Consider the following 21,228-nt stretch of genomic DNA (forward strand, 5'->3'; position numbering starts at 1 on the left):
GCGATGGCGCAGAACACCGAACGTCAGCCGAGCGCCGTCGTCATTGAGCCCCTGACGGTTCGTATCTCGACGGCAGTGCAGCTCACCGGCATCAGCCGCTCCCGGCTGTATGAACTCATACAGGCGGGTGACCTGGAGACCGTCAAAGTCGGCCGCACCACCCTGATCCCATTTAGGAGCCTTAAAGCGCTGGTCGACAGCTAAGAACTACCAGCTGTGATCCCGCCTTTGCTGCTCAAGCATCGATTCGCGGCGAAACCGGTCATTCGACCAATCGACATGCCAACCTTTGATCGTTCTTACATATAAAAGCTGTAGCGCGGCGCAATCTCTTGTCCTTCGGGAACATATTTCAGAACCTCGCCCACCTGCTTCGCCGCTGCAATCGTGATCGGAAGGCCATTGTCGAACTGGGTGTTGTTCCAGTTCATCTTGGTCAAGGCCAGCATCTCGGCCGCCACATGCTGTAGAGGCTGGCCCAGCGCCTGGCACCGTAGCATCAACGGTCTCGGGACATACATGCCGGGATATGTCCTGAAGAACTCGACGCTGCCGCGGGTGTAGAGGAGGGCCTGGTCCTTCTCGAAGCGGAGCAGCGATCCCCGCAAGGGCGGATACACACCGAGCCGGTAGAGTCGTGTCATCGATTTCTGCACCCAAATCAGGTCGGCATAGTCGATGTCACGCTCGTCGATGGCCTTGTGGAAGCCCGCCAACTCATTCCGATCGAAACGCGATGTCTTATGAAGCACGACACGCGCCGGATAGTGGCCGTGCTGCTGTCGGAACACCTTAAGAGAGTTCCGGAGGAGCTCGTAGGCGTCTTCGGCTGTGAGATGCGGCCGTCGATCCTCCTCGCTCTCCACCATCCGACCGCCTCGCAGGATCAGACCCTCGCCGCGCTCGTCGAACATCTGCGCGGTGCTGGTGTGGACATGTTCGCCGTCGACCGAGCGGTAGAAGCTGAGCCCGACAAACGAGGTTCGCAACTGTCGCGCATCCCGAGCAAGGCGCCAAGGTAGCCCTCCCGCCTTATAGTAGACGGCAGTCAGCAGGTTCCAAGCAATCGTGGCCGGGTCCTGCGTCCGGCGGTCGCTGTTCTCCTTCAGCTTGCGCGGGATCTTGTAGGCTGGATCGAAGGTCGTGGGCCACAGAAGCTGGATCGGCAGATGTAGCCGCATGCAGGACGCCTTCAGCATACCCCGAAAGTCGAGTTCAGGACCACTTTCGTCCCCTCCGTCCTCATCGTTCTCAGACGACGTCGCTGCTCTGGCGTTGTAGGTCCGCTGAATTATCTCGATGGGTAGCGCGACCAGCACTACATCCGGCTTCGTCGTCCGCTCGGAGAGCACGCCGATCTCGTCGGAGATACTCTCCACGACGGCCCTCGTCATTTCCCGCTGCCCCGGAACGGCGGCTAGCCTCGCGATCTCCTTCGGCGGCAGAACACGCTGAAGTTCGTCCGAAGTGACGAACTCGCACCGGAACGCCTCCTCGAAAGACAGGCCGGGGAAGGCCGGAAATAGGTTGGGTTGGCGGCTGGCCTTGGCCTCGAACCCCGATCGGCAGTTCTCCAGCCAGCGGGCCGTGCCTTCAACGGTTTCGGCGCTTCCGACGATGCCGATCTTGATACGTTTCGGCGCGCCCTCCATACCGGCATCGAATGGACCGTAGTCCATCAGGCCGAACCTGATGTCGGCATGCCGCATCGCCCCGCCGAACTCGAGGGGCGGCTCGATCAGGTGGCTCAGCTTCACGACGCCGCTTCCGCCTGGGCCCAGTCGAACAGGGGAGAATCCGGGTCCCCCTCCTGCGACTTCCAGAGGTCATCAGGAACGCCGACATCGAGGCACAGCGGATCGAGCACCGAGAAACCGAGGTATGGATACTGGTCGGCGTAGAGCGTCGCCGCGCCATGGGTGGTGAGAAAGTGCCTCCACATCACAAACTGGCCCATGACCGCCGCGTTGTTCTCGAACTCTTTGATTTTCTTCAGCCGCTCTCCCCCGAAAAGCTCATCAGGTTTGTAGCCGTCCCGCGTGAAATGGTAGGTCGGCGTGATCTCTGCATACCACTCGCTTCCGAGCCTGGTGAACCGGTGAAGGAACGCCGAATGCCGGAAGTAGGCAGGCAGCGTTGGGTCGTCGCGCCGCTTCCCGTAGCGCTTCACGACATCCCGAGGAACGAAGCTCTTCAGGCTCTTGTAGGCATACCGGAGCTTGTCGCGGTCGCGGGGCTTGCGGAAGTAGTAGGCGCCGCTGTTACGGTCATGCCAGAGCGCGGGTTGAACGAATCTCCCCATCGCCCGGTTCAGCAGCGCCACGAAGTCGCGCTGCCGATCCTCGTCCTCGCTGTCCGCCCACTCGTCGGTGCCGAACTCCTCCATCGCTTCCGCTTGGCATAGCTTGTTCCAAGGCCAGCGATCCAAGTCATGGAAGGACAGCACCGACTTGCTCCGGACGATCCACTCTCCGCCGGCATCGGGATCGATCTCGCGGAGCGCCGCGCCGAAGCTTTTGTCTGTGGCATGGTCCGTTGGAGCCCAGTAGAGCGTCTTGCCGAACGAAACCCCCAGGAGGTTGACCAGCAAGTCTTCCTGGATGCGCGCACTCGGGGCGACCGCGCCTGGCGCAGTGGCGAGCGCAATCGCCGCTATAGCCTGCTTCGCGTTGCGGTCGAACACGTCGTGCTTCTTGTCGAAGACGACCTTCCGCGCCTTCAGCCGCTCGGGGTCCCTGAACCACTCCTTGATCGATTTCCAATAGGCAGTGCCCCGCTCCGGCAGGACGACGATGAGCAGCACCGGAGCGGTACCGTGCAACCAGTAGGAGATATCGTTCTCGGAGCACGGGAACTCGAAGCCGTCATCGGTCTCCGCCTGAAGTCGCTGGCGCTCGGTCGACTTGCCTTGGACTTGCAGCAGGAGGTTGCCGACCACCTCCGTTTGTTCGTCCCGAAGCTCGATGTAGCCGTCGATGCCGGCCTCGACGCCGCCAGTCGGGTAGAAGACGTAGCCCATCGAATGGACCACGCCGTCAATGTGAGCCATGCCGCGCTGGCCTATGATGTCGCTACGACCGATCTTCTTCATGCTTCCTCCAGTGGAAGCATAGCGTTCTCTGTGCGTTCCTCACCAGCATTGATTTGTGCAATGTTGGAGACAAACAGGTTTGTGAGCTGCCTGCCCGAACAAAAGCCATCGTTCGCCACGCGCTGAGCGGCAGAGAAGGCGTAGACGCCGACTCCCCTAGGCTCCTCTGTCCCGGCCCCTACCGAATTGTGGCCGGAGAATCTTCGCGCTGTCCCGCAGCTGATCGAGATAGTCGGACCAGTGCTGCATCATGCGGACGCGCTCGTCCCAATATTCGCCGCGGGTATAGGCGCGGCGCACCATCGACGTGTCGAGGTGGGCCAGTTGCTTCTCGATGGCGTCGGGATTCCAGATACCCATCTCGTTGAGAAGGGTCGCAGCCATCGCTCGGAAGCCGTGGGCCGTCATTTCTTCCTGGCTGTAGCCGAGCCGCCGGAGCGCCGCGTTGACGGTGTTTTCCGACATGCACTGCTTTGGCGAGCGGAACGAGGGGAAGAGGAATCGCCCATCACCCGTCAGGGCGCGGAGTTCTTCGAGCACATCGAGCACTTGGCGCGAGAGTGGCACCCGATGCGGCCGGCGCATCTTCATTTTCTCTGCCGAGAGCGACCAGACTGCTTCCTGTGTATCGAACTCGGTCCATTCAGCGCTGCGCAGTTCGCCAGGCCGCACGAACAGGTGCGGTGACAGTCGAAGCGCGATCGCGGTGATCTCGTGGCCGGTATAGCCTTCGATCGCGCGCAATAGGCCGCCTGCCTCCTTGGGCGTCGTGATGGCAGCGAGATGCTGGACCTTGGGCGTGATAAGGGCGCCGCGCAGATCGGCGGCGACGTCACGGTCTGCTCGTGCCGTCGCGATCCCATAGCGGAACACCCGGCTGAGCACGCTGCGCATCCGACGCGCGCTTTCATAACGGCCGGTCGCTTCCACCTTCCGCAGGACGGCTAGGACCTCCTGCGGCGTGATCTTCGAGATCGGGAGAGTGCCGATCATCGGATAGGCCATACCGAGCAGCCAGCGAATCTTGTCGACCGTGATCGGCGCGCGGCCCTCCCGCTCATTCTTTGCCACCCATTCCTCGGCGATCGTCTTGAAGGTGTTGTCCGCGGCGACCTTGCGCGCGAGGGTGTCGATCCGCTTTTCGGCGGCGGGATCAAGGCCGGCGGCGATCTGTTCTCGTGCTTTGTCACGCAGTTGGCGTGCTGCAGCGATTCCCACCTCGGGCCAAGCGCCGAAATAGAGCGTCTTCTGCCGGCCGAGATGCCGATAGTTCATGCGCCACAGCTTCGTGCCGTTCGGCTGGATGAAAAGATACAGCCCGTCGGAATCAGCCAGTTTGTAGGCCTTGTCCCGAGGCTTGGCGTTGGTGATCTGGATGTGATTCAGTGCCATGATGGTGCCAGTTCCAAAGGGCTCGCCGGAACCATCAAAAACACCATCAAAGTTGATGGTATGCCGATGGTTCCGGGCGGATGAGCCCGGATTCCAATCGGCGATTCTCTCTGAAAAAATGCTGGAAAACCAGCCGCTTGCTGGACGATTCCGGACGTTCCCGGAAAGGTCACTGGTGCCCAGAAGAGGACTCGAACCTCCACGACCTTGCGATCGCCAGCACCTGAAGCTGGTGCGTCTACCAATTCCGCCATCTGGGCACGGGGTAGGGCCGCGCCTTTAGGGGAGGCTCTCGGTGCTTGTCAACACGCGTCGTGGGCGTCATTGCGAGTTTTATCAAAAAACTCTCAGGCTTCGGGAACTCGGACATGAATGCATTGGTCACCCTGTTTGGCGGCGGCGGCTTTATCGGCCGCTATGTCGCGCAGGAATTGCTCAGCGCGGGCGCGCGCGTGCGTCTGGCCGAGCGTGATCCCCGGCATGCCTGGTTCATCAAGTCGCTGGGCGGTCTCGGGCAGACGCAATTCGCCGCGGCCGATGTGACCAAGCCGGACAGCGTGGCCCGCGCGGTGGCGGGTTCGGACGTGGTGATCAATCTGGTCGGCATTCTCAACGGCGACTTCGATGCGGTGCATGTCGCGGGGGCGCGCAACGTGGCCGAAGCGGCGCGCGACGCCGGTGTGGGCGCGCTGGTCCATGTTTCGGCGATAGGTGCGGATGCGGCGGCCGAATCGGCTTATGGCCGCAGCAAGGGCGAAGGCGAGGCGGCTGTGCGCGCGGCGTTCGCGGATGCCACGATCATTCGCCCGTCGGTGGTGTTCGGGCCGGAGGATCAGTTCGTGAACCGATTCGCGGCGCTCGCCCGCATGCCCGTGCTGCCGGTGATCCGGGGTTCGGTGCGCTTGCAGCCGGTGTTCGTGGCCGATGTGGCCCGTGCGATTGCCGCTGCCGCGCTTGATCCTGCGCGCTATGCGCGGCGGACCTTCGAACTGGGCGGGCCGGAGATGCTGTCGATGGCCGATCTCAACGCCTGGATCGCCCGCGCCACGGGGCGCACCCCGGCGATCGTCCAGATTCCCGATGGCGCGGCGCGGCTGATGGCGCGGCTTGGCGGCTGGGCGCCGGGTGCGCCGATTACCTGGGATCAGTGGCTGATGCTGCAAAAGGACAATGTGGTGGCAAGCGGCGCCGAAGGCTTTGCGGCGTTCGGCATCGATCCGCGCCCGCTGGAAGCCGTGGCACCCGGCTGGCTCGTGCAATATCGTCGTCACGGCCGTTTCGCCCGGCCCAGCGCGGCCTGATGACCCCCGCCGGGGCGCGTTCGGCGCTTCGGCCAGTTCCCGCCGTTTGCGTCCGAAAGAGGCCTTGATGCTGCCTGCACTTCTCGTCGTCATCCTGCTCGGTATCGTGGAGGGGGTGACCGAGTTCATCCCCGTGTCCTCGACCGGGCACCTGATCCTTGCCGGCGAATTGCTCGGTTTCAATTCGGCCGCGGCCGGCACGTTCGAGATCGTGATCCAGCTGGGCGCGATTCTGGCGGTGATCGTCATTTACTGGCGGCGTTTCTGGGACGTGCTGGTCGGCCTGATGCGGCGGGATGCGCGCGCGATCGCGTTCACCCGCAACGTCGCGCTGGCGTTCCTGCCGTCTGCTGTGATCGGCCTGATCGTCTACAAGGCGGTGAAGGCCATGCTGGAAACGCCGGTGATCGTGGCGGTGGCGCTGATTGTCGGTGGCATCGCTATCCTGGTGATCGAACGACTGGTGCGCACGCCGACCACCACCAGTGTCGAGGATATGACGTGGAAGACCGCGCTGGGCATCGGCGCCGTACAGTGCCTGTCGATGATCCCCGGCGTAAGCCGGTCGGGCGCCACGATCATGGGCGCGTTGGGGATGGGCGTCGAACGCAAGACGGCCGCGGAGTTCAGCTTCTTCCTGGCGGTTCCGACGATGCTGGCCGCATCGGGTTATGATCTTTACAAAAATGGCGGTGCGCTGGGTGGCGATGACTGGATGGCCATCGCGGTCGGTTTCGTGGTGTCGTTCATCGTCGCGCTGATCGTGATCCGCTGGTTCATCGGCATCGTCAGCCGATACGGATTCGCGCCGTTTGCCTGGTATCGCATTGTTGCGGGCACCATCGCGCTGGTTTGGTTGTTGATGGTATAGGGCCGATACGGACCTTGTTGCGTCGTAGGGAAATCGGTCGGCGCAACAAGACAACGGAATATCGAATATATAAGACAGTTATACTGCCATATATTGCAGATTCGGCGTGACTCCGCCGTTTTTATGAGTCATGGGCGCTCCGCAAGGAGACTGGTTCATGGCGGACAACCCCATGCTCAAGTTCGTTCGGGTGGGGCAGGATTATCCGGCCAAGCGCCCGGCGGATGAGCGCAGCGACGATTTCGGTGAAATCTCGCGCAAGTATGAAATGGTGAAGGCCGAGGAACAGGCATCGCGTTGTTCGCAATGCGGCGTGCCATATTGCTCGACGCATTGTCCGCTGCACAACCATATTCCCGATTGGCTGCGGCTGACGGCGGAAGGCCGGCTGCGCGAGGCGTATGAACTGTCGAATGCGACGTCGACCATGCCGGAAATCTGCGGCCGCATCTGCCCGCAGGATCGCCTGTGCGAAGGCAATTGCGTCATCGAATTTTCGGGCCATGGCGCCGTCACCATTGGCTCGGTCGAAAAATATATCACCGATACCGCGTGGGAGCAGGGCTGGGTCGAACCGATCCGTCCGCTGGCCGATCGCGGCCAATCGATCGGGATCATCGGTGCCGGGCCTGCCGGCCTGACGGCGGCCGAACTGATGCGCGCCCGTGGCTATGAAGTGCATGTCTATGACCGGCACGATCGCGCTGGCGGGCTGCTGACCTATGGTATCCCCGGTTTCAAGCTGGAAAAGCCGATCGTCATGCGCCGCGTCGAACGGCTGGAAGCGGCCGGCATCCATTTCCACCTGGGTTTCGCGGTTGGCCGCGACGCAACGATGGCGGAACTGCGCGAAAAGCACGATGCCGTGCTGGTCGCCACCGGTGTCTACAAGCCGCGCGCCATCAAGGCGCCTGGTGTGGGATCGGATGGCGTGGTCGATGCGCTCGACTATCTGATCACGTCCAACCGCAAGAGTTTCGGCGATGCGGTGCCGGCGTTCGAAGATGGCAGCCTGAATGCCGAGGGCAAGAATGTCGTCGTCATCGGCGGTGGTGACACCGCGATGGATTGCGTCCGCACGGCGATCCGCCAGGGCGCGAAATCGGTGAAGTGCCTCTACCGCCGCGACCGGGCGAACATGCCGGGCTCGCAGCGCGAAGTGGCCAATGCCGAAGAAGAAGGCGTCGAATTCGTCTGGCTTTCGGCCCCCGAAGCGTTCGAGGCGGGGGACAAGGGCGTGTCGGGCGTGCGCGTCGCGAAGATGCGCCTTGGCCAGCCCGATGCATCCGGCCGCCGCGCGCCGGAACCCGATCCGGGCAGCGAATTCCGCGTCGATGCCGATCTCGTCATCAAGGCGCTGGGCTTCGATCCCGAAGACCTGCCCAAGATGTTCGACGCCGACGAACTGTCCGTCACCCGCTGGGGCACGCTGCGCGTCGATCACAAGACGATGCAGACCAGCATGGACGGCGTGTTCGCCGCCGGCGACATCGTCCGCGGCGCCAGCCTCGTCGTCTGGGCGATCCGTGACGGCCGCGATGTCGCCGAACGGATGCACGCTTACCTGAAGACGAAGGTGAGCGCCGCACGTGACAAGGTGGCGGCGTGATGCGCCGCCTTGTTCTGGCGTTGGCGCTGGCCACGCTGCCCTTGCCGGTTTCCGCCCAGAATGGGGTGACGGAGCAACGCAAGGATAGCACGGCGGACGATATCGCCAAGGACAAGGCGGATCCTGCCCGGCTGGCTGCCGCGCGCCCGGTGATCGATAAATTGTGGCCGCTGGGCACGTACAAGAAGATGATGGATCGCACGCTTGATGCGATGATGGACAGCATGCTGGCGAGCATGTTCGACATGAAGGCGAGCGATCTTGCGGCGATGGGCGGTGCGAACGCCAGCGAAGCCAGGAAGCTTGGCGACGCCAGCCTCAATGATCTGGCCCGCGCCGGCGACCCGCATTTCGAAGAACGGATGCGGATCACCATGCAGGTGATGATGGGCGAAATGACCACGCTCATGACCAAGGTGGAGCCGGACGTGCGCCAGGCGATGGCCACCGCATATGCCAAGCGTTTCACCCTGGCCCAGCTTGGCGATATCGACCGGTTTTTCGCGACGCCAACCGGCCGCATCTATGCGGGGGAATCGCTGCTGCTGATGAGCGATCCGGAGATGATCAAGGCGATGCAGGCCTTCACCCCCGAATTGATGAAGGCGATGCCGGGCATCATCGAAAAAACGAAACAGGCGACCGCGCATCTGCCGCTACCGCCGAAGAAGCAGGCCGCTGAGGCCGTCCAAAATACCCCCGAGGGGATGTGAAGATGAACTACGATCAGCCGAACCCCGCCATCGATGCCGAACGCCGCCGTCTGGCCGAAGAAGGCATGTACCGCCCCGACAGCGAATCCGATGCCTGCGGCGTCGGCCTTGTCGCTGCGACCGACGGCAAGGCGTCGCGCCGGGTGGTGACGGCGGCGATCGACGCGCTGAAGGCGGTGTGGCACCGAGGTGCTGTCGATGCCGATGGCAAGACGGGCGACGGCGCCGGCATCCATGTCGATCTGCCGGTGCGCTTCTTCGACGATGCGATCGAGGGATCGGGCCACCGCCCGCTGCCGAACCGGCTGGCCGTGGGCATGATCTTCCTGCCGCGCACCGATCTGGCGGCGCAGGAAACCTGCCGCACGATCGTTGAAAGCGAAATCATCGATTTCGGCTACACCATCTATGGCTGGCGCCAGGTGCCGGTCGACGTGTCGGTGATCGGCGAAAAGGCGCAGGCCACCCGCCCCGAAATCGAACAGATCATGATCGCCGGGCCGCTGCCCGATGCGATGGATCAGGCTGAATTCGAAAAGAATCTCTACCTCATCCGCAGGCGCATCGAACGCAAGGTGATCGAGGCCCAGATCCAGGGCTTCTACGTCTGTTCGCTGTCGTGCCGGTCGATCGTCTACAAGGGCCTGTTCCTTGCCGAAGAACTGTCGGTTTTCTATCCCGACCTGAAGGACGAACGCTTCGTTTCGCGTATCGCGATCTTCCACCAGCGTTATTCCACCAACACCTTCCCGCAATGGTGGCTGGCGCAGCCGTTCCGCAATCTGGCGCATAACGGTGAAATCAACACGATCCGTGGCAACACCAACTGGATGAAGAGCCACGAGATCAAGATGGCCAGCCTCGCCTTTGGCGAGCATTCGGAAGAGATCAAGCCACTGATCCCGGCCGGCGCGTCGGATACGGCGGCGCTGGATGCGGTGTTCGAAGCAATCTGCCGTTCGGGCCGCGACGCGCCGACCGCCAAGCTGATGCTGGTGCCGGAAGCGTGGCAGCAAGCCGATCTGCCGCAGCCGCATGCCGACATGTATTCCTACCTCGCGTCGGTGATGGAGCCGTGGGACGGGCCGGCCGCATTGGCGATGACCGATGGCCGCTGGGCCGTGGCCGGCGTCGATCGCAACGCGCTGCGCCCGCTGCGCACCACGCAGACGGCGGACAATCTGCTGATCGTCGGTTCGGAAACCGGCATGGTTGTGGTTCCGGAAAGCTCGATCATCCGCAAGGGCCGCATGGGCCCGGGCCAGATGATCGCGATCGATCTCGACGAAGGCCGTCTGTACGACGACCGCGCGATCAAGGATCGCATCTCGGGCGAGCATCCCTATGGCGAATGGGTCAAGGACTTCCTGACGATCGACGATCTGGCCCCCGTGGCCGATGCCTCGCCGCACTATGACCGGGCCGATCTGATCCGCCGCCAGGTGGCCGCCGGCCAGACGCTGGAAGATATGGAACTGATCCTGGCGCCCCAGATCGAGGATGCCAAGGAAGCGATCGGGTCGATGGGCGATGATACGCCGCTGGCCGTGGTTTCGGATAAGCCGCGCCTGATCAGCCAGTTCTTCCGCCAGAATTTCAGCCAGGTGACGAACCCGCCGATTGATAGCTTGCGCGAAGCGCAGGTGATGTCGCTCAAGACGCGGTTCGGCAACCTCGCCAACATCCTCGATGTCGAAGCGCAGCAGTCGAACGTGCTGGTGCTCGATTCACCGGTGCTGGATTGCGCCGATTGGGTGCGGCTCAAGAATCATTTCGGCAGCCATGCGGCCGAAATCGACTGCACCTATCCGCTCAGCGATGAGGGCGATGCGCTGCGCCAGGCGATCGCGCATGTCCGCGCCGAAGCCGAAAAGGCCGTCCGCGAAGGCAAGACCGAACTGTTCCTGACCGACGAGAATGTCGGGCCGGGCCGCGTCTCGATGGCGATGATCCTGGCCGCGGCGGCGGTGCACACCCACCTCGTGCGCAAGGGGTTGCGGTCCTATGCGTCGATCAATGTGCGGTCGGCCGAATGCCTCGACACGCATTATTATGCGGTGCTGATCGGCGTCGGCGCGACCACGGTGAACGCCTATCTGGCCGAAGCGGCGATCCTGGATCGTCACCAGCGCGGCCTGTTCGGCGATCTGACGATCGAACAATGCCTGCAGCGGCATCGCAAGGCGATCGACGATGGTCTCTTGAAGATCATGTCGAAGATGGGGATCGCGGTGATCTCCAGCTATCGCGGCGGTTATAATTTCGAAGCGGTCGGCCTGTCGCGCGCGCTGGTCAACGATCTGTTCCCCGGCCTGCCGGCCAAGATCTCGGGCGAAGGCTATGCCTCGCTCCAGTACGCCGCCCGGCTGCGCCATGATCAGGCCTATGACGAAGGCGTCGTGACCTTGCCGATCGGCGGCTTTTATCGTCAGCGCAACGGCGGCGAGACGCACGCTTATTCGGCGCAGCTGATGCACCTGTTGCAGACGGCGGTGTCGACCGACAGCTATTCGACCTATCTGCAGTTTTCGCGCGGGGTGAAGGATCAGCCGCCGGTTTATCTGCGCGACCTGCTCGAATTCAACTGGGCGCGCGAGGCGATCGCGATCGACAGCGTCGAAGCGATCACCGAGATCCGCAAGCGGTTCGTGACGCCGGGCATGTCGCTTGGCGCGCTTTCTCCGGAAGCGCACGAAACGCTGGCGATCGCGATGAACCGGATCGGTGCGAAGGCCGTGTCGGGCGAAGGTGGCGAGGACAAGTCGCGCTACCAGCCCTATGAAAATGGCGACAACGCCAATTCGGTGATCAAGCAGATCGCGTCCGGCCGTTTCGGCGTCACCGCTGAATATCTGAACGCGGCCGAAGAAATCGAAATCAAGGTGGCCCAGGGCGCCAAGCCCGGCGAAGGCGGCCAGCTTCCCGGTTTCAAGGTGACGACGCAGATCGCCAAGCTTCGGCATTCCACCCCCGGCGTGATGCTGATTTCGCCGCCGCCGCACCATGACATCTATTCGATCGAAGATCTTGCCCAGCTGATCTACGATCTGAAACAGATCAATCCGCGGGCGCGGGTGTGCGTGAAGCTTGTCAGCCAGGCGGGCATCGGCACGGTCGCGGCGGGTGTCGCCAAGGCGCATGCCGACGTGATCCTCGTTGCCGGCAATGTCGGCGGCACCGGCGCCAGCCCGCAAACGTCGGTGAAATATGCCGGTACGCCGTGGGAAATGGGGCTGACCGAAGCCAATCAGGTGCTGACGCTCAACGGGTTGCGGCATCGGGTTAAGCTGCGCACCGATGGCGGCCTGAAGACCGGGCGTGACATCGTGATCGCCGCGATCCTGGGGGCCGAGGAGTTCGGCATCGGCACGCTGTCGCTGGTGGCGATGGGCTGCATCATGGTCCGCCAGTGCCATTCGAACACCTGCCCGGTGGGCGTGTGCACGCAGGATGAAGAACTGCGCAAGAAGTTCGTCGGATCGCCCGAAAAGGTGATCAACCTGATGACCTTCATCGCCGAGGAAGTGCGCGAAATCCTTGCCAAGCTCGGCGTGCGCTCGCTCGACGAAGTGATCGGCCGTACCGAACTGCTCCGTCAGGTCAGCCGTGGCGCCGAACATCTCGACGATCTCGACTTGAACCCGGTGCTGGCCAAGGTCGACGCGCCGGACGACAAGCGCCGTTTCAACATCCCGACCTTCCGCAACGAAGTGCCGGACAGCCTCGACGCGCAGATGATCGCGGATGCCAAGGCCGTGTTCGAACGCGGCGAAAAAATGCAGCTGACCTATACGGTGCGCAACACGCATCGCGCCGTCGGCACGCGTTTCTCGTCCGAAATCGTCCGCCGCTTCGGCATGTCGAAGCTGGCTGACGGCCACGTCCATGTCCGCCTGCGCGGCAGCGCGGGCCAGTCGCTCGGCGCGTTCGCGGCCAAGGGGCTGACGCTCGAAGTGTTCGGCGACGCCAATGATTATGTCGGCAAGGGGCTTTCGGGCGCGATCATCACGGTGCGGCCCACCGTGTCGTCGCCGCTGGAAAGCAAGTCGAACACGATCCTTGGCAACACCGTGCTCTATGGCGCGACGGCGGGTAAGCTGTTTGCCGCCGGCCAGGCGGGCGAACGCTTCGCGGTCCGCAATTCGGGCGCGACCGTCGTCGTCGAAGGCTGCGGCGCCAATGGCTGCGAATATATGACCGGCGGCACCGCCGTGATCCTGGGGCAAGTCGGCCAGAATTTCGGCGCCGGCATGACGGGGGGCATGGCGTTCGTGCTCGACGAACAGGGTGACTTCGCCGATCGGGCGAACCCGGAAAGCATCCTGTGGCAGCGCCTGGCGTCGGTCCATTGGGAAACCCGGCTCAAGGGCCTGATCGCCGAACATGCCGTGGCCACCGACAGCAAATGGTCGAACACGGTTCTCGACGATTGGGATCGCTGGCGGCATCATTTCTGGCAGGTTTGCCCGCGCGAAATGGTGTCGCGGCTTGATCATCCGCTGACCGACGAAGATGCAAATGCGGCGGCCGTCGCCGCGGAATGATCCAGCCTTATCCGTCGTCCGGGCCAATGCCGGTTCGGACGACGGATAGAGGATCTTCGTTTTCGGGTGCGACATGCGACTTTGGCATTGTCGGCCGGCGGGTGAAGCGGCTAACCAGCCGCAGCAGGCCCCGTAGCTCAACTGGATAGAGCACCTGCCTTCTAAGCAGGATGTTGCGTGTTCGAGTCACGCCGGGGTCGCCATCCACCGATCCGCGTGTCAGCACGGCGGTGGGGCCATGGCCCATTATATTGCGCAAATTCAGGAGGCGGCCACGGTATCGCGCGTGCCGCACAAGCGGTCCTGTCGCGGATCGTGGTTGCTCCGCCAGCGTTCAGGCCGGCGGAGCCGAAGGCATCACGCCCTGCGCGTGCCGGTCATCTGCATGGTGCCAAGCATGCCGCTTTTGGCCGCACCGGTAAGCGTATCGCCGTCAACCGTCGCGGTGGCGTCAAACGACAGCGGCGGCATCTTCAGTTTCATCTTCCAGGTCAGCGTGTTGCCGTCGATCTTGCCGTCCAGCACTTCCATCGCGCCCGTCGGACCTTCGTTGCTGCCGGTGAAGGTATCGCCGTCCGCCACGATGGTGAAGACGGATTTCTGATCGCCCATCGGTGTCTTGGTTACGCAGTCCCACTGGCCATTGGCATTTGCCATCTTCTTGTCCTCTCCATGCAATTCACGCCGCACGAAGGCGGCCTTCAAAATGAATGCTATTTATTATTGCGCATGGCCTTCAAGGTGACAAGGCGGATTCTGGCTGGCGGCGTGGGGGGCTGGCGGCGATCCATTGAGATCGCGGCAAGCGCTGTGTAACCAGCATCAAACCACGGATGGATTGATCTCATGGCCTATACCGCCAAGCTGCTGCTGCTCGGATCCGGAGAACTCGGCAAGGAATTTGCGATATCGGCCAAACGGCTGGGCTGCCATGTCGTCGCCTGCGACAATTATGCCGGGGCGCCTGCGATGCAGGTGGCGGATGAGCAGGAAACCTTCTCGATGCTCGATGCCGATCGGCTGCGCGCTGCGATCGAAAAGCACCGGCCCGATTATATCGTGCCCGAGGTCGAGGCGATCCGCACCGAAGTGCTGCAGGAGGTGGAAGCCCAAGGCTTCACCGTCGTGCCCTCTGCGCGCGCCGCCTACATGACGATGAACCGCGATCGCATCCGTGAAGTCGCCGCGACCGAACTGGGCCTGCGCACCTCGCGCTATCGCTACGCCGAAAATCTCGATGAGGTGCGGGCCGGCGCCGCGCACACCGGTTTCCCATGCGTGATCAAGCCGGTGATGTCATCATCGGGCAAGGGGCAGTTGACGGTCGCCGACGCAAGCGGGCTGGAAGCCGCGTGGGATTATGCCGTCGCCAACATGCGCGGCGATCGGCGCAAGGTGATCGTCGAGGAATTCGTGGCCTTCGACTATGAAATCACCTTGCTCACCGTGCGCACCCGCGATGGCGTTTTGTTCTGCCCGCCGATCGGCCACCGCCAGGAACGGGGCGATTATCAGGAAAGCTGGCAGCCGACACCGATGAGTGCGGCGCACCTGGCTGATGCGCAGGCGATGGCCGCCAAGGTGGTCGATAATCTCGGCGGCTATGGCATTTTCGGGATCGAATTCTTCGTCACCGCCGATGAAGTGATCTTTTCCGAATTGTCGCCGCGCCCGCACGACACCGGCATGGTGACGTTGCTGTCGCAGAATCTGACGGAGTTCGATCTCCATATCCGCGCGATCCTTGGCCTGCCGATCAACGCGATCCGCCTGCACGGGCCGACCGCATCGGCGGTGGTGCTGGCCGATCGCGAGGCGGAGGGTTTCCACATCGACGGCGTGGCCGATGCGATGGCGCTGGGTACGCCTGACCATGATGTCGATGTGCGGGTGTTCGGCAAACCGACGACGCGGACGAACCGGCGGATGGCGGTGGCGCTGGCATCGGGCGCCACCACTGACGAAGCCCGCCGCATCGCCGCCGAGGCGGCCGCGCGCATCAAGATCACCTATGATTGATTTCGGTCGGTGCCCAGCCCGCCTAGATTGAAGCGATGCGCCCCTGATGTATCGCGCACCAGTCGCTAGTGTGGCCCGAACGACACGCCCTCCCGCATCGGGACAGTTAAATTGTCGAAAGTATCGCTTCGTTCGTACAGCCTTCATCTGATGTGGTATATTGCTTGCCGGTGCTGCTGCTTACTGCAGGAGTCGATATGGCGACCAATGATCTGTTCTCCGATTATGTTCGGACGTACGAGGCCCGCCGCCAGGCAGAAATGACGCTGGAGGATTATCTGCGCGGGTGCCGCGCGGATCCTTTGATGTACGCGACGGCGCCGGAACGGCTGCTGGCGGCGATCGGCGAACCTGAAATCGTCGATACGGCACGCGATCAGCGGCTCGGCCGGATCTTCATGAACCGCACGATCCGCACCTATCCCACCTTCGCCGAATTTTACGGGATGGAAGAGACGATCGAACAGATTGTCGGCTTCTTCCGCCACGCATCGCAAGGGTTGGAGGAGCGCAAGCAGATTCTGTATCTGCTGGGGCCGGTGGGGGGCGGCAAATCCTCGCTCGCCGAACGGCTGAAGGCGTTGATGGAAGTGCACCCCATCTACGCGCTGAAGGCTGGCGACGATATCAGCCCGATCTTCGAAAGCCCGCTCGTCCTGTTCGATCCCGACGTGAACGGGGCGGCGATCGAGGATCAGTTCGGCATCCCGCGCCGGCGGTTGCTGGGGTTGCTCAGCCCGTGGTGCCGCAAACGGCTGGATGAGTTTGGCGGTGATATTTCGCGGTTCAAGGTGGTGCGGCTGATGCCGTCGCGCACCCACCAGATCGCGATTTCGAAAACCGAACCGGGGGATGAGAATAATCAGGATATTTCGTCGCTGGTCGGCAAGGTCGATATCCGCAAGCTCGAAATGCTGTCGCAGAACGATCCCGATGCCTACAGCTATTCGGGCGGGCTGAACCGGGCCAACCAGGGCATTCTCGAATTTGTCGAAATGTTCAAGGCGCCGATCAAGATGCTCCATCCGCTGCTGACGGCGACGCAGGAGGGCAATTATATCGGCACCGAAAATATCGGCGCGATCCCGTTTTCGGGCGTCATCATGGCGCATTCGAACGAATCCGAATGGCAGAATTTCAAGCATAACAAGAATAATGAAGCGTTCATCGATCGCATCTACGTGATCAAGGTGCCTTATTGCCTGCGCGCCACCGAAGAACGGCATATCTATGAAAAACTGGTGCGCGGATCGGAACTGGCGGCGGCGCCCTGCGCACCCGGCACGTTCGATATGCTGGCGCGCTTCGCGGTGTTGACCCGGCTACGCGCGCATGAAAATTCAAACGCTTATTCGAAGATGCGGGTCTATGACGGCGAAACGCTGCGCGAGACCGACCCGCGCGCCAAGAGCATGCAGGAATATAAGGATGCGGCCGGCGTCGACGAAGGCATGGACGGCATTTCGACGCGTTTTGCGTTCAAGGCGCTGGCGTCGACTTTCAACCATGACACACCCGAAATTGCCGCCGATCCCGTGCACCTGATGTACGTGCTGGAACGGATGGTGCGGCAGGAACAATTCCCCACCGAAACCGAAACCCGCTATCTGGAATATATCAAGGGCGAGCTGGCGCCGCGCTATGCCGAATTCATCGGCAACGAAATCCAGAAGGCCTATCTCGAATCCTACCACGATTATGGCCAGAACCTGTTCGACCGCTATGTCGCTTATGCCGATGCGTGGATCGAGGATCTGGATTTCAAGGATCCCGACACCGGGCAATTGCTTGATCGCGAAGTGATCAATCAGGAATTGTCGAAGATTGAAAAGCCGGCGGGTATCGCCAACCCCAAGGATTTCCGCAACGAAGTGGTGAAGTTCGCGCTCAGGATGCGGGCCGGCAACGAAGGGCGCAATCCATCCTGGACATCGTATGAAAAGATCCGCGACGTGATCGAACGGCGGATGTTCAGCCAGGTCGAAGATCTGCTGCCGGTGATCAGTTTCGGATCGAAGCAGGATAGCGAAACCGAAAAGAAGCATGGTGAATTCGTCGAACGGATGACGGCGCGCGGTTACACCGAACGCCAGGTCCGCCGCCTCGTCGAATGGTACATGCGCGTCAAGCAGGCGGGGTGAGGAGGGAGGCTGGCTGGCTAGCCGCACATGCACATCATCGATCGACGCCTGAACCCCGGCGGCAAGAGCCTGGTCAATCGACAGCGCTTCCTGCGGCGGGTGAAGACGTTGGTGCAGCGGGCGGTGCGCGACAGCCTGAAGGATCGCAGCATCCGCGAACTCGATCAGGAAGGCGAGGTCACGATCGTTCGCGATGGGATGAACGAACCGACCTTCCATCGATCCGGCCAGGGAGGAAACCGCGATCACGTCCTGCCCGGCAACCGCGAATATATGGAAGGCGATACGATGGATCGGCCCGATCCGGCCGGTGGCGGTGGATCGGGGGCAGGGGAAGGGGACGGCGAAAACGAGTTTCGCTTTGTCCTGACGCGCGAGGAATTTCTCGATCTGTTCCTCGATGATCTCGAACTGCCCGATCTTGCCAAGCGCCGGCTGGCGGCGGACGAGATCGAAGGTGTCCGCCGCGCCGGCTATACGACGAGCGGATCCCCGGCCAGCCTGTCGGTATCGCGCACGATGCGCCACGCCATGGCCCGCCGCCTCGCGCTCAGACGGCCAAGCCGGGAAGACTTGCGCGAACTGGATGAGGAAATCGCCCGGATCGAAGGGCGCAACCCGCCCGAACCGGGGGACGATGCGCGGCTGGCGGCGTTACGCGATGAACGCGACCGGATCGAACGCCGCCGCCGGCTGATCTCCTACGTCGATCCGGTCGATCTGCGCTATCGTCGCTATGAAGCAAACCCCCGGCCGGTCGCGCGCGCGGTGATGTTCTGCCTGATGGATGTGTCCGGTTCGATGACCGAGCATATGAAGGATCTGGCCAAGCGCTTCTTCGCGCTGCTCCATCTATTCCTCACCCGCTGCTATCGCCATGTCGACGTGGTGTTCATCCGGCATACCGATCATGCCGATGAGGTGGATGAACAGACCTTCTTCTACAGCCCCGAAACCGGCGGCACCTTGGTGTCGAGCGCACTGGCCAAGATGCTGGCGGTCGTCGCCCAGCGTTATCGGCCGGACGATTGGAACATCTATGTCGCGCAGGCTTCCGACGGCGACAATCTGACGCGGGACAATCCGTTGACGTGCAGCCTGATGCAGGACGAAATTCTGCCGATCAGCCAATATGTCGCTTATCTCGAAGTCGGGCGCGAGGAGGATCCGATGGTGGAAGGCAGCGTCACCGCCGACAGCGATCTGTGGCGCGCGTATCAGGCGGTGGCGGGGCCGAAGGGGCGGTTTGCGATGCGCAAGGTGCACCATCGTCGCGAAATCTATCCGGTGTTCCGTGAACTGTTCCAGCGGCGCGGCGTGGCCGATCGGGGACGCGACGGATGAGCGTGCGCACCGATACCCCGCTGTTCGAGGGCAGCGACTGGGACTTCGATCTCATCCGTCGCATCCATGATGCGGTCGAACGGATCGCGCTGGGCGAGATGAAACTCGATATCTATCCCAACCAGATCGAGGTGATCACCGTCGAACAGATGCTGGATGCCTATGCGTCCACGGGCATGCCGCTTTTCTACAAGCATTGGTCGTTCGGGAAACAGTTTCTGGCCAATGAGGCGATGTACCGCAAGGGCCTGCGCGGGCTGGCTTATGAGATGGTGATCAATTCGAACCCTTGCATCAATTATATCATGCAGGAAAACAGCGCGACGATGCAGGCGATCGTCATCGCCCACGCTGCCTTCGGGCATAATCATTTCTTCAAGAATAACTATGTGTTCAAGCAATGGACCGATGCGGGCGGCATTATCGATTATCTGGAATTTGCCAAACGCTATATCGCGAGTTGCGAGGAGCGATATGGCGAACAGGCGGTCGAACGGCTGCTGGATGCCGCCCACGCGCTGATGAACCAGGGCATCCACCGCTATCCGCGCGTCCGTGCGCGCGATCTGCTGGCGGAAGCGGCGCGCGAAAGTGAACGCCGCGCCTATCAGGAAAGCATTTACGACGATCTGTGGCGTACCCTGCCGAAGAAGGCGGCGCAGGCCCCGGTGGCGGTGGATCAGCGCCGCCACGCGCTCAATCTGCCGCAGGAAAATATCCTCTATTTTCTTGAAAAGTCAGCGCCGAAACTCGCGCCATGGCAGCGCGAAATCCTGCGGATCATCCGGCTGATCGCGCAATATTTCTACCCGCAGCGCCAGACCAAGGTGATGAACGAAGGGGCGGCCACTTATTGCCATTACCGCATCATGACGGCGCTGCACGAAGCCGGCCGGCTCACTGACGGTTCGTTCATGGAATTTCTCCAGTCACACACCAACGTCGTTTATCAGCCGATGTTCGATTCCGGCCATTATGGCGGGCTGAACCCTTATGCGCTGGGGTTCGGCATCATGCAGGATATCGGCCGCATCTGCCGTGAACCCACCGACGAGGACCGCATCTGGTTTCCCGATATCGCCGGCAAGGGCGATGCGGACGGGGTGCTCAGGCATATCTGGGCCAATTATCGCGACGAAAGTTTCCTCGTCCAGTTTCTCAGCCCGCACATGATCCGCCACTGGCGGCTGTTCAAGCTGGACGACCATGCGGCCGATCCGAAGCTGCGGGTCGATGCGATCCATGATGAGCGGGGCTATCGCGCTATCCGCCGCGCGCTGGCGCTGCACCATGATATTGGCCGGCAGGAACCGGATATCCAGATCGTCGATGTCGATCTGGCCGGGGATCGCAAGCTGATATTGGAACATAGCGTCAGCGATGGCGTGCTGTTGGCGGATGGCGATGTCACGGCCGTGTTGCAGCACCTGGCCGATCTGTGGGGGTATGAAGTATGCCTTGCCGAACGCGATCGGGAGAGTGGCAGGGAATATAGGCAACACCGCGTGCAGCCGCGCGCGGGCAGCCCCGGCTGACCGCACCAGACCGGGATTTCGTTTCCCTTTCGGTCCCGTTCGGCGTAGACGCAGGAGATCAGATTTTTCGAAGATGCGCGTCGGATGCAGCACGGTGGACGCGCTTTTCCCGGTGGAAGCGGCGTGGCTTTAAGCGGCTGGCGCGACCCGATCTGATAGTGGACCGGACGTGGTGCCACGGTACAACGGTGCGCCGCCCGGATCAGGAGCAGGGGACTGGAGTGTGCCTTATGTTCAGCAAGGATAATCCGGCGGAATATCTGGAACGTGCCGAAATGCACGAGCAGCTGGCCGCCGCGACCGATGATGTGCCCGCGCGCAAGATGCATCTGGCGATGGCGGCCGAATATCGGCGCAAGGCGGCGGAACTGGGCGGTATCCAGATTGTCCCCCCATCCACCATGGGGCCGATGCTCAAGATGAATGTCGCGGCGCATTAAGGCCGCGCTGCGTTAAGGTCGCGATCGGGTAATCCGTGCCTGCCGCGGGAACGGCGGCGGTGCGCCTTCGCCAAATTCAAATAGCACGCTACAGCGATGCGGGGTCGGTCGGCGATGATCGCCGATGAACCGGCCCTGCGGAGGATCGAATGGTTGTAGCGCGGCGCGGCGCGGGCATGGGGGCGATCACGCGGCGGGGCACTGCCTGCCGGTGTAGCGACCTGGGCG

Annotated in this window: 15 protein-coding genes and 2 tRNA genes; 12 read left to right on the top strand and 5 right to left on the bottom strand. The window is 62.3% G+C overall.

The genetic code is table 11. From position 1 onward, the window contains the following. Positions 1–3: 3 nt before the first annotated feature. Positions 4–204 carry a helix-turn-helix domain-containing protein gene (locus KC8_RS15740; protein ID WP_010123964.1) on the top strand — a complete coding sequence of 67 codons (201 nt, stop codon included), beginning with the start codon at positions 4–6 and terminating at the stop codon, positions 202–204. Between the two features lie 95 nt (positions 205–299). Here the strand turns inward: KC8_RS15740 and KC8_RS15745 are convergent, their stop codons facing one another. The 4 genes from KC8_RS15745 to KC8_RS15760 all read right to left on the bottom strand — a co-directional run bounded on the left by KC8_RS15745 (position 300) and on the right by KC8_RS15760 (position 4,743). Further along, positions 300–1,757, bottom strand: a complete 1,458-nt coding sequence (locus KC8_RS15745) for an argonaute/piwi family protein (RefSeq protein WP_010123963.1) — start codon at positions 1,755–1,757, stop codon at positions 300–302. Continuing rightward, complete coding sequence (locus KC8_RS15750) at positions 1,754–3,091, bottom strand: DUF4365 domain-containing protein (protein ID WP_010123961.1); 1,338 nt, start codon at positions 3,089–3,091, stop codon at positions 1,754–1,756. The genes KC8_RS15745 and KC8_RS15750 overlap by 4 nt, the downstream gene beginning before the upstream one ends. 156 nt (positions 3,092–3,247) lie before the next feature. Further along, complete coding sequence (locus KC8_RS15755; RefSeq protein WP_010123960.1) at positions 3,248–4,483, bottom strand: tyrosine-type recombinase/integrase; 1,236 nt, start codon at positions 4,481–4,483, stop codon at positions 3,248–3,250. 173 nt (positions 4,484–4,656) lie between these two features. Then, a tRNA-Leu gene (locus KC8_RS15760) sits at positions 4,657–4,743 on the bottom strand. Positions 4,744–4,851: 108 nt separating this feature from the next. Between KC8_RS15760 and KC8_RS15765 the strand changes: the two genes are divergently transcribed. The 6 genes from KC8_RS15765 to KC8_RS15790 all read left to right on the top strand — a co-directional run bounded on the left by KC8_RS15765 (position 4,852) and on the right by KC8_RS15790 (position 13,724). Next, the gene (locus KC8_RS15765; protein WP_010123959.1) at positions 4,852–5,784 is read left to right on the top strand and encodes a complex I NDUFA9 subunit family protein; all 933 of its coding nucleotides are present in this window, start codon (positions 4,852–4,854) and stop codon (positions 5,782–5,784) included. Between the two features lie 67 nt (positions 5,785–5,851). Beyond that, positions 5,852–6,655, top strand: coding sequence for an undecaprenyl-diphosphate phosphatase (locus tag KC8_RS15770; RefSeq protein ID WP_010123958.1), 804 nt, complete (start codon positions 5,852–5,854; stop codon positions 6,653–6,655). Positions 6,656–6,812: 157 nt separating this feature from the next. After that, complete coding sequence (locus tag KC8_RS15775; protein ID WP_029624317.1) at positions 6,813–8,264, top strand: NAD(P)-dependent oxidoreductase; 1,452 nt, start codon at positions 6,813–6,815, stop codon at positions 8,262–8,264. Beyond that, the gene (locus tag KC8_RS15780; RefSeq protein ID WP_010123955.1) at positions 8,264–8,977 is read left to right on the top strand and encodes a DUF2059 domain-containing protein; all 714 of its coding nucleotides are present in this window, start codon (positions 8,264–8,266) and stop codon (positions 8,975–8,977) included. Before KC8_RS15775 ends, KC8_RS15780 begins: the two co-directional genes overlap by 1 nt. 2 nt (positions 8,978–8,979) lie before the next feature. Beyond that, positions 8,980–13,521, top strand: a complete 4,542-nt coding sequence (gene gltB / locus KC8_RS15785) for a glutamate synthase large subunit (RefSeq protein ID WP_050805354.1) — start codon at positions 8,980–8,982, stop codon at positions 13,519–13,521. A 126-nt stretch (positions 13,522–13,647) separates the two neighbouring features. Then, positions 13,648–13,724, top strand: a tRNA-Arg gene (locus tag KC8_RS15790). A gap of 154 nt (positions 13,725–13,878) precedes the next feature. Here the strand turns inward: KC8_RS15790 and KC8_RS15795 are convergent. Next, the gene (locus tag KC8_RS15795) at positions 13,879–14,178 is read right to left on the bottom strand and encodes a hypothetical protein (protein ID WP_029624315.1); all 300 of its coding nucleotides are present in this window, start codon (positions 14,176–14,178) and stop codon (positions 13,879–13,881) included. Between the two features lie 189 nt (positions 14,179–14,367). Between KC8_RS15795 and purT the strand changes: the two genes are divergently transcribed. The 5 genes from purT to KC8_RS15820 all read left to right on the top strand — a co-directional run bounded on the left by purT (position 14,368) and on the right by KC8_RS15820 (position 21,000). Further along, positions 14,368–15,540 carry a formate-dependent phosphoribosylglycinamide formyltransferase gene (purT, locus tag KC8_RS15800; RefSeq protein ID WP_010123951.1) on the top strand — a complete coding sequence of 391 codons (1,173 nt, stop codon included), beginning with the start codon at positions 14,368–14,370 and terminating at the stop codon, positions 15,538–15,540. A 197-nt stretch (positions 15,541–15,737) separates the two neighbouring features. Then, positions 15,738–17,681, top strand: coding sequence for a PrkA family serine protein kinase (locus KC8_RS15805; protein WP_010123950.1), 1,944 nt, complete (start codon positions 15,738–15,740; stop codon positions 17,679–17,681). A gap of 27 nt (positions 17,682–17,708) precedes the next feature. Beyond that, complete coding sequence (locus tag KC8_RS15810) at positions 17,709–19,025, top strand: YeaH/YhbH family protein (protein WP_010123949.1); 1,317 nt, start codon at positions 17,709–17,711, stop codon at positions 19,023–19,025. Further along, positions 19,022–20,560 carry a SpoVR family protein gene (locus KC8_RS15815; RefSeq protein WP_010123948.1) on the top strand — a complete coding sequence of 513 codons (1,539 nt, stop codon included), beginning with the start codon at positions 19,022–19,024 and terminating at the stop codon, positions 20,558–20,560. The genes KC8_RS15810 and KC8_RS15815 overlap by 4 nt, the downstream gene beginning before the upstream one ends. A 230-nt stretch (positions 20,561–20,790) precedes the next feature. Further along, complete coding sequence (locus tag KC8_RS15820; protein WP_010123947.1) at positions 20,791–21,000, top strand: hypothetical protein; 210 nt, start codon at positions 20,791–20,793, stop codon at positions 20,998–21,000. The last annotated feature ends 228 nt before the right edge of the window (positions 21,001–21,228 follow it).

The organism is Sphingomonas sp. KC8, assembly GCF_002151445.1.
Lineage (GTDB): Bacteria > Pseudomonadota > Alphaproteobacteria > Sphingomonadales > Sphingomonadaceae > Sphingomonas_E.